Annotated in this window: 7 protein-coding genes; 4 read left to right on the forward strand and 3 right to left on the reverse strand. The window is 69.3% G+C overall.

Annotation, left to right across the window (positions count from 1 at the left end; genetic code table 11):
* Positions 1-3: 3 nt before the first annotated feature.
* The 4 genes from CCN39_RS17265 to CCN39_RS17275 all read left to right on the forward strand — a co-directional run bounded on the left by CCN39_RS17265 (position 4) and on the right by CCN39_RS17275 (position 5,073).
* Positions 4-1,992, forward strand: coding sequence for a B12-binding domain-containing radical SAM protein (locus CCN39_RS17265; protein ID WP_086843191.1), 1,989 nt, complete (start codon positions 4-6; stop codon positions 1,990-1,992).
* Complete coding sequence (locus CCN39_RS17270) at positions 1,992-3,614, forward strand: B12-binding domain-containing radical SAM protein (protein WP_086843193.1); 1,623 nt, start codon at positions 1,992-1,994, stop codon at positions 3,612-3,614. Before CCN39_RS17265 ends, CCN39_RS17270 begins: the two co-directional genes overlap by 1 nt.
* Positions 3,607-3,735 (forward strand): hypothetical protein, encoded by a 129-nt coding sequence (locus CCN39_RS52595; protein WP_279629578.1) that lies wholly within the window; start codon positions 3,607-3,609, stop codon positions 3,733-3,735. Before CCN39_RS17270 ends, CCN39_RS52595 begins: the two co-directional genes overlap by 8 nt.
* Positions 3,736-3,846: 111 nt before the next feature.
* A complete protein-coding gene (locus tag CCN39_RS17275; protein ID WP_208630254.1) occupies positions 3,847-5,073 on the forward strand; it encodes an MFS transporter in 1,227 nt (408 codons plus the stop codon).
* A gap of 18 nt (positions 5,074-5,091) precedes the next feature.
* On the opposite strand, the gene CCN39_RS17280 is transcribed toward CCN39_RS17275, so the two are convergent.
* The 3 genes from CCN39_RS17280 to CCN39_RS17290 are packed head-to-tail and all read right to left on the reverse strand — an operon-like array spanning position 5,092 to position 8,166.
* Positions 5,092-6,306 carry a glycosyltransferase gene (locus CCN39_RS17280; protein WP_086843197.1) on the reverse strand — a complete coding sequence of 405 codons (1,215 nt, stop codon included), beginning with the start codon at positions 6,304-6,306 and terminating at the stop codon, positions 5,092-5,094.
* Between the two features lie 37 nt (positions 6,307-6,343).
* Positions 6,344-7,174, reverse strand: a complete 831-nt coding sequence (locus CCN39_RS17285; protein WP_086843199.1) for an SDR family NAD(P)-dependent oxidoreductase — start codon at positions 7,172-7,174, stop codon at positions 6,344-6,346.
* Positions 7,171-8,166 (reverse strand): alpha/beta hydrolase, encoded by a 996-nt coding sequence (locus CCN39_RS17290; protein WP_244210829.1) that lies wholly within the window; start codon positions 8,164-8,166, stop codon positions 7,171-7,173. The genes CCN39_RS17285 and CCN39_RS17290 overlap by 4 nt, the downstream gene beginning before the upstream one ends.
* Between the last annotated feature and the right edge of the window lie 452 nt (positions 8,167-8,618).

The following is an 8,618-nucleotide window of genomic DNA, read 5'->3' on the forward strand; positions in this document are numbered from 1 at the left end:
GCGGTGAAGTGGTCGTTGGTATACCCGCCGTTCGACGACAAGCGCGACCGAGCAGCCGGTTACGTGGCTCCCCCGCTGGGGCTTCTCTCCATCGCCGCGTATCTCGAGGCCGACGGAAACCAGGTTGCCGTCGAGGATTTCGTCCTGAAGCTGAAAACCGGCGAACTATCCTCGGACGCCCACATGTACGACGTGTGCGCGGAAATGATATTGAGCAGCGATCCCGACGTCGTCGGGTTCGGTACCCAGTGCTCCACCGGGCCGACGTCGATCAACATCGCCCGGCGGATCAAGAAGATCCGCCCAGACGTCGCGATCGTCCTCGGCGGCCACGACGTCAGTTTTCTCGGCGGCCGCTACCTCGACGCGTTTCCTTTCGTCGACGCGGTTCTGGGCGGAGAAGCCGAGCTGACGGTGCCCAAGCTTTCGCGTGCTCTCGGCGGCTCCGGCGCCTGGACCGGGATACCGGGACTCACCTGGCGTCAGGGCGGAAGGATCAGGTGGCAGGGTGGTGACGAGCGCGTCTCCGACATGGACCAGCTGCTTCCCCTCGCGTATCACCTCGTGGACGACCTGGAAACCTACTTCCGCCACAGCCAGGTCCCGACGATCTTGATCGACAGCGGCCGCGGCTGTGCCTTCAACTGCGAGTTCTGCCAGACCACGTTGCTGAACGGACGCAAGGTGCGGTATCGCAGCGTCGAGTCGATCGTCGACGAGCTCCGCGACTACCGTGAACGGTTCGGGATCTTCGAGGCGTACTTCGTGCACGACCTCTTCACCGCACGTCGCAAGTTCGTCGAAGAACTGTGCGACGCATTGATCGAAGCCGACCTGGAACTGCCGTGGCAATGCCGGTGCCGGATCGACGAAGTCGACGAAAAGCTGCTCTCGCTCATGAGCCGGGCCCGGTGCCACAAGCTTCTCTACGGCATCGAATCCGGGTCGGAGGAGACTCTCGCCCGGATGAACAAGCGACTCCGCCGCGGGGTGGCCGAAGAAACAACCGAGCGCGTCCGCTGGACCGTGGACAGCGGCATTTTCCCGTCCCTGTCGATGGTGGTGGGCACCCCCGAAGAGACTCTCGGCGATCTCAACGCCACCATGGAGATGGCCGCCCGGTTCCTGGAGATCGGCAGCGTCAACTCCTTCATTCAGCTGATGTCCCCCCTGCCCGGTACCGCTCTCGCCCTCCGGCTGGCCGACCGGTTCGAATACCGCGGTGACGACGCACCGACCGCTTTCTCGCAGGGAATCGAGTTCGAGGACGGCCACCGTCTGGCCGAGGACGAGGATCTGGTCGCGTCGTTGCCCGATATCTTCCAGTCCTTCCAAGTCGTCACCCCGGACCACGGAGACCTCGCCCTGTGCGTTGACGTTTCCCTCGGGTACTGCAAACTCCTCGAGGTGTACGGGCGGACCTACACCGGCCTGGCCGAGCACCTCGGCATCAGCTACCTCGGCCTGTTCAACCGCTTCCGCGAGCACCTCGTGGCTCGGCGCAACTCGCCGCGGCCCGGTCTTGTGGGGATTCGCGACGCCGAACTCTGGCAGGGTTTCGTCGCGTTCGCCGAGGACAGCATGCGCACCGACCCGGCACCGGAAAGCTTGCTGGAAGTATTCCGCTTCGAGCGTCTGGTGCATGAAATCTCGGTCGCTCCGCCCGTGGGGCCGAGGACGGCGAAGCAGCTCGACGGACCGTTCCGGCTCCACCCCGCCGCTCGGCTGTTCCACTCCACCGGCGGACTTCCCTGGCTCCGGGAACCGGTGGAAGAGCCCGCCCGGACACACCTGCTCTTCATGAGCCGCGATCGGTTGAAGATCGTGCGCGTCGGCGACAACCTCGCCCAGGCCCTCACCCTGCTCGACCACCTCAACGGCCGCCCGGACGCCCCGGTGCAGCACTTCCGGCGGCTCGCCCAGGTCCTCGCGCCCATCGACGAGCTGGGCGTGCTTGAACCGGTCTTGCAGTTGGCCGAAGCCGGCGCGTAGTGTTCGACGGCAAGATCGTCCTGGTCCAGCCACCCCTCGCCGTGGGCGAGTCGTACCACCTCGCGGAACCGATCGGTCTGCTTCTCGTCGGAGCGGCGCTGCGCGCGGTGGGATGCACAGACGTCCAGCTCGTCGATCTGGCCCTGGACTTCGCCGAAGGCACCCTTCCGGCAGGCGCGGAGGTCGTGGAGGCCTCCGCGCGGCGGCTGGCCCGCCTGAACGCCGACACCTACGGCTTTTCCGTCCAGTGCGTGGATCTCCCCGTGGTCCTTCCCGTCGCGCGCCGGGTTAAGGCATTGCTCCCGGGCGTCCGCATCATCCTGGGCGGCCACCAGGCGACACTCCTCGGAAGCCGGCTGCTGGAGAAGTTCCCGTTCGTGGACGAGGTGGTTCAAGGCACCGGAGAGGAGTACCTGGGACTTCCCGCGGACCAATGGATAGAACCCGCGTACGACCTGGCACCGGAATTCGAGCGGTACGCACGCGTGAGCCGCCGGCCGACCGGACTGGTCGAAGTCGGCCGAGGCTGCCCTTACGACTGCTCGTACTGCTCCATTCCCGCCGCTCTCGGCCGCAAGGTGCAGCACAAACCTGTCGACCAAATCATTCGGGAGGTGCGCCTGCTCGGCGAGCGGGGCTGCACGAACGTCCACTTCGTCCACGACACCTTGACCCTCAATCGCGGCTTCGTCTCGTCGCTCACCACCGCCCTCGAGACCCACTGTCGCGAGGTGACTTGGTCAGGCATGACCCGCGCCGACCTGGTGGACCCGGAACTGCTGTCAGCCCTGTCGCGATCCGGCTGCCGGAGCATCCTGGTCGGCCTCGACTCCGTCGACGATCGGTCGCTCTCCTTGATCGGCAAACGGGCTCGCCGTTATCCCCACCTCATCGACCTCGTGCAATGGCACGAAACCGCAGGCATCGCGCCGACGTTCTACTTCCTCGTCGACCTTCCCGGCGAGAGCCGGATGTCGATCGAAAGCTCGCTCGCGCAAGCCGCCTTGGCGTCGGTCGTCGATCCCGGCTGTTGCCGGGTGCAAGGGCTTCGCGTGGTACCGGGGACTCGAGTGTCCACTCACCAGCCACTCGACCTGACCTTGGACCCCGAGAGCCCGTACGCCCGCTGGCTGAAGGCCACGGTCGGCGACGACGGCGAGCCTTGGGACCTCATCGCCGAACATCCCGAGATATTTTCGACGTACTACAAGGCGGCCGGCCCGCTGCCGTACTCGACAGCGTCGGCCCTGACCTGGGTGGGCACCGCACTCTTCGAAGACTTTCCGATGACCCTCGCCGCGCTGGGGGAAAGCCAAAGCCTGCTTGACCTCTTCGAAGCCCTCGGCCGGCTCGGACCAGGGAAGCACCTCGCCGGCCTGCCACGCGGGAAAATCGCGGCCTTGATCGAGCAGCACCTTGCGGCACACGCACCCGAACTGGCGGAAGTACTCCGGTTCGAACACTGGCTCCGCTCGGGAGAAGGAACACTTACTTCGCGTGTTTCGCCTTCCCGAGCGCTGGATTCGGTCGTGAACCGACGACCGCTGGGGCCCAGCCTGTTCGGGGAGCCGAGGGTTTACCGGCACCAGCCGAAGGAAGGAGGTGAAATTCCCCATGGGTGAAGACACGGCGATCGCGAGTTTCGACGAGCAGCTCGACGCCTTGCTCGAGGAGAAGCAGGAACTGAAGGTCGAGGAGATCGCAGTTGCGCCGCGCTCGAAGATGCGCGTCAACTGCGAGTAGAACCACCACGCCACACCTGATGGTGACGGCACCCAGGAGACCCCGGGGCACATCGCGAGTGCCTCGGGGTCTCGCCCGGACCACACACCAGCACGCCCACCGGAGTCCATTGTGCTTTCCTGGCTCGTGCAACGCGGAATCGTCCCCGGATCCGGAGCACAACGGGTTCTCGCGGCCATAACCCTGATCAACCGCCTCGGCAGCGGCTTGTTCATGACGAGCAGCGCCCTGTTCTTCACGCGTTCGATGGCCATGAGCGTCGGAGACGTCGGGATCGGACTGGGCGCGGCCGCACTGGTGGGTCTCTTGGCCGGCATTCCGGTAGGCCACCTGGCCGACCTCCTGGGAGCCCGGGAGACCTACGCTGTCGCCTTGGCCGCCGAGGGGCTGGCGATGGCGTCGCTGATGTTCATTCGGGGATTCGCCGGGTTCGTCGTGTCGATCTGCTGCGTCGAACTGGCGGCCGCCGCCAGCGAAGCCACCCGCGGCCCCTTGGTGCGGGGAATAGCCGGAGACGATCCGGTCCGGTTCCGGGCGTACTTGCGCGCCATCGTCAACTTCGCCGTCATGCTCGGAGCAGGCCTCGCCGCAGTGGCCATCCAGATAGACACCCGGGAAGCGTTCATCGTCCTTATCGCCGGAAACGCGGCCAGCTTCTTCCTGGCGGCCACGTTGGTGTTGAGACTGCCCCGCATCACCCCGACACGCACAGTACGCCAAGCCGCCACGTGGGTCGTCCTACGGGATCGTCCGTACATCGTCGTGAACATCCTGAACGCCATCATGTCGATCCAGTACGGCATCTTGCTGTTCGCTCTGCCTCTATGGGTGGTCGAGCACACCGACGCACCCCGCTGGCTGGTCGGCGCGGCCATCGTGGTCAACACCCTGATGGTCATAGCGCTTCAAGTCCGTGCGAGCCGACACATCCGAGATCCGCGCTCGGCCGGGGTGACCATGCGCCGGGCCGGAAGCGCTTTTCTCTGCGGTACTGTCCTGATCGGTCTGTCCTCGAACATGCCGTGGCTCGCCGCAGCGGTCCTCCTCGTGGCCGGCATCGTCGTCCACTCGATCGGCGAGATCTGGCACGGATCCGCAGGGTATGAACTGAGCTACTCGCTCGCCGCACCGCACGCACAGGGTGAGTACTCCGGCTTGTTCACCATGGGCACCGGCGTCGCCAACGCCGTCGCTCCTCCGGTTCTCGGCTTGCTCTGCATCCAATGGGGCATGGCCGGCTGGATCACCGTCGGGTTGATCCTGGTGTCGGCCGGGCTGCTGTTCCCCGGTGTGATCTCGTGGAGTGAGCGCACCAGAAGGGAACAAGGCGCTGCGTGATCCCGGGCGCTGCCGCCCCTAGCCCGCACGCAGCACCGAGCACGCACGGGCCACGCCGTCCTCGGCTCGCAGGCGTGCACCGACGTACTGTGCGCCGCGCCGGTACAGCGGGTTCTCGGTCAGCTCCCGCAGCCGCGCGGTCAGCGTTTCGACGTCGAAGTCCCGAAGCGGCAACGGTTTCGGGCCGGCACTCAGCCGCGACACCCGGTCGCCCCAGTAGGGCTGGTCGGAAAAGACCGGGCAGACGAGCGCCGGGACCCCGGCCCGCAGCCCGGCGGCGGTCGTCCCGGCCCCGCCGTGGTGGACGACGGCGGCGGTGCGCGGGAACAGCCATTCGTGCGGGACGTCCCCGGCGACCAGCAGGTCGTCGGCGTCGACCCCGGTGCCGAGCACACCGCGCAGCCTGGCCCGGCGCAGCGCCGTGCGGACGACCTCGAACGTCCGCTCGGCGTCGGCGGGCCGCATGCTGCCGAAACCGACGTAGACGGGCGGCGGTCCCGCGGCCAGGAAGTCGCGCAGCCGGGGGTCCGTGGGCGGGTTCGCGGAGTCGAGGAACCAGTAGCCGGTGACGTGCACGCGGCCGGGCCAGTCCGGTGGCCGCGGCACGACGGCGTCGGAGAACCCGCACAGGACGGCCGACCGCCGCCGCGGGCCCCTCGGCCCGGTCCTGGGCAGGCCGAGCGTCTCGACGCGCCACCGGTCGATCTCGGGCCGGAGGACCTGCCAGGCGAGTGCGTCGACGGCGGTGAAGCTGAGCTGCCGGCCCCAGGGACCGAGCCGGGCGGCGCGGGGCAGGAGCGGGTGCGCGAAGGCGCGGGTCGGCACGCTGGGCTGGTAGTGCAGTTCGACGTCGGGGACGCCGAGGTGGGCGCCCAAGTGCGCGCCGAGGAAGCCCAGCGACGGGGCGAGCACGAGGTCGGCCCCGGCGGCCCCGGCGTGGACGTCGGCGAGGAGCGTGGCGAGCACCGGCCCCAGGACCGCCCGCAACCCGGAGAGGAAGTGGCGACGGGGACCGGCGGTCCACGCCTGCCCGGCGGCCGAGCCGAGGATGGCGGCGGGGTCCGCGGAGAGCGGCGCGAAGCCGAGGCCATGGGATTCGACGAGCGCCCGGAACCCGGACGCGGCGAGGATGCGGACGCGATCGCCGTGGGTGGCAAGGCCTCGGCCGAGGGCGACGCAAGGTTGGACGTCGCCGCGCGAGCCCGGCGCGACGATCACGACCAGGCGGCTCATCGCTGCCCTCTCCCCCGACCGCGGCCGGGTAGTCCCCTCATCGCTTCGCCGCCGTCAGGCGGTACCTCAAGCGGAACGGCAAGCTCGCGAGCACCGCCGCAACCCGCGCGTCCCGGCCCACCAGGTACCTCGGTGCCGGCCGGCGGGCCGTCAGCGCCCGGACCACCGTCTCCGCCGCGCGGCGCGGAGGCACTCCCGTGCGAGCCGAGCGGGCCGCGCTGCGTTCCGCCGCCGCCAGCTGGTCTCCGTACCGCTCCAGCGCCGCCGGTGAGAGGCCGGCCCTCACCTCCGACGCCGCCGCGCGGGCTCGGGGCCAGATCGGCGTGGCCACCGCTCCCGGCTCGACCAGCACCACCCGGATCCCCTCCGGGGCCAGTTCCGCGCGCAGGCTGTCCGTCAACCCCACCAGCGCGAACTTCGACGTGTGGTACGGCCCGACCACCGGCCCCGCGATCCGGCCGCCGATCGAGCCGATCGTCACCACGCGCGCCGATTCCGTGCGCCGCAGCGCCGGCAGCATCGCGCGCGTCACCGCCAGCTGCCCCGTCACGTTCACCTCCAGCTGCTCCCGGAACGCGTCCAGGGGCACGTGCTCGAGCGGCCCCGGCCGCGCCAGGCCGGCGTTGTTCACCAAGCCCCGCACCGGTCCCGCCGCCGCGACACGCTCTCCGCACCGGGCGATCGACTCCTCGTCGCGCAGGTCCATCCGCAGGACCGTGACCGCGTCGCCGTACGCGCGCCCGAGTTCCGCTTCGTCCGCGTCGGTGCGGACGCTCGCCCACACGTGGGCGCCCCGCCGGACCAGCTCGGCGACGCACGCGCGGCCGATGCCGCCGGCCGCGCCCGTGACCACGTAGGACGGCTTCACGACGCCAGCACCCGCAGCATCCGGGGCCACGTCTTGTGCAGCTGCTCCTGCCAGTAGGCCCATTGGTGCGTGCCCGGCCCGTAGAGGTCCACCGTCGCCGGGACACCGAGGTCGCGCAGCCGGCCGGCCATCGCCGTCGTCTGGGCGCCGCAGAGGAACTCCAGGAGCATCGCGCCGGGCAGCACGTCGATCGGGAGCTTGGCGTCCAGCGGGCCCGGCAGCCCGTTGCCCGCCGAGAGGTACAGCTCGGTGCCGCGCAGGCGGTCCGCGTTCACCAGCGGGTCGTGCGCCTCCCAGCGCGCGGCCTCCCGGCGCCGGTCGCCCCACAGGGCCTCGGGGTCGAGGTGGGCCGACGTGACGATCGCGCTCGTCAGCAGGTCACCGCCGGGGCCGGCCGGGTTGAGGTTGCCGCTGAAGGAAGCCGCGTACCGGAACACGCCCGGGCGCCGCGCGGCGAGTTCGAGCGCGCCGTACCCGCCGAGGGACAGGCCGGCGGCCGCGCGCCGGCCGTCGCCGCGGTAGCCGCGGTCGATCAGCTGCGGGAGCTCGACGGCGGTGAAGGTCTCCCACTGGTTGAGCACGACGTCCTTGCCGTAGTTCCACCAGTCGCTGAAGAAACCGGCGGATCCCGAGCCGGGCATGACGACCAGGACACCGGCGTCGTCGGCGAGCTGCCGGACGTCGGTGTTCGCGCTCCAGCCGCGGTAGTCCTGCAGCCGCGTCTCGCCGGCCAGCAGGTAGACCGCGGGCCAGCGCCGGTCGGCCCAGTTCTCCGGCAGGATCAGCCGGACCATCGCGTACGCCCCGACGCCGGTCGAGCGCACGGTCAGGTCGAGCACCCGCGCGTCACCGTCCACAGTGGTCTGGGCGACGACGTGGGAGCCGTCGTCGGCCCGGGCGTCCGGGACGGCGGCCCCGGCCGCGGCGGGGGTGCCGGGCAGCACGCACACCGCGGCCGTCAAGGCCGTGAACCACCTCACCAAAGGGCGCATGCGTTTCCTTTCCCGATCGCTCGAAGGTGCGGCCAAGCTAAAGGAATCGTGCGCGCGAGCGCAATTGTCCGGTCCACGATGTGAGCGGACAATGTGAATGGCAGGGAAACAAACTCCCCCGCAAGGGTGAGGCCTCGATAGCACAGCGTGACCGATCTCGGACGCCCGTGCCACAACCCGGGACCGAACTCGCCAGTAACCTGCAATCCAGCAGCTCACACGCTGTGCACGAAGATGTTTACGCCGTCTTGAGGTGCTTCCGGTAACCGATTTCCCGGCGTAGCCTTCGCCGTGCCGCCGGATCGGACGTCACTCGAGGCGTCCCCGGCGAAGGGTTCCAGCGCAGGGGCCGCACCTCCCCCGAGAATGCTCCCGGAAGGGTTCTTCATGGCTGCCCGAATTCGCTTTCCCCCGGCCGCACTCCTGATCACCGCGGCCGGGGGAAAGCGAAT

The organism is Amycolatopsis kentuckyensis (genome assembly GCF_002155975.1).
In the GTDB taxonomy this organism is placed as follows: domain Bacteria; phylum Actinomycetota; class Actinomycetes; order Mycobacteriales; family Pseudonocardiaceae; genus Amycolatopsis; species Amycolatopsis kentuckyensis.

Coding starts and splice junctions, on each gene's coding strand:
- CCN39_RS52595 (WP_279629578.1), top strand. CDS start 3,607: ATGGGTGAAGACACGGCGATCGCGAGTTTCGACGAGCAGCTCGACGCC.
- CCN39_RS17280 (WP_086843197.1), bottom strand. CDS start 6,306: ATGAGCCGCCTGGTCGTGATCGTCGCGCCGGGCTCGCGCGGCGACGTC.
- CCN39_RS17290 (WP_244210829.1), bottom strand. CDS start 8,166: ATGCGCCCTTTGGTGAGGTGGTTCACGGCCTTGACGGCCGCGGTGTGC.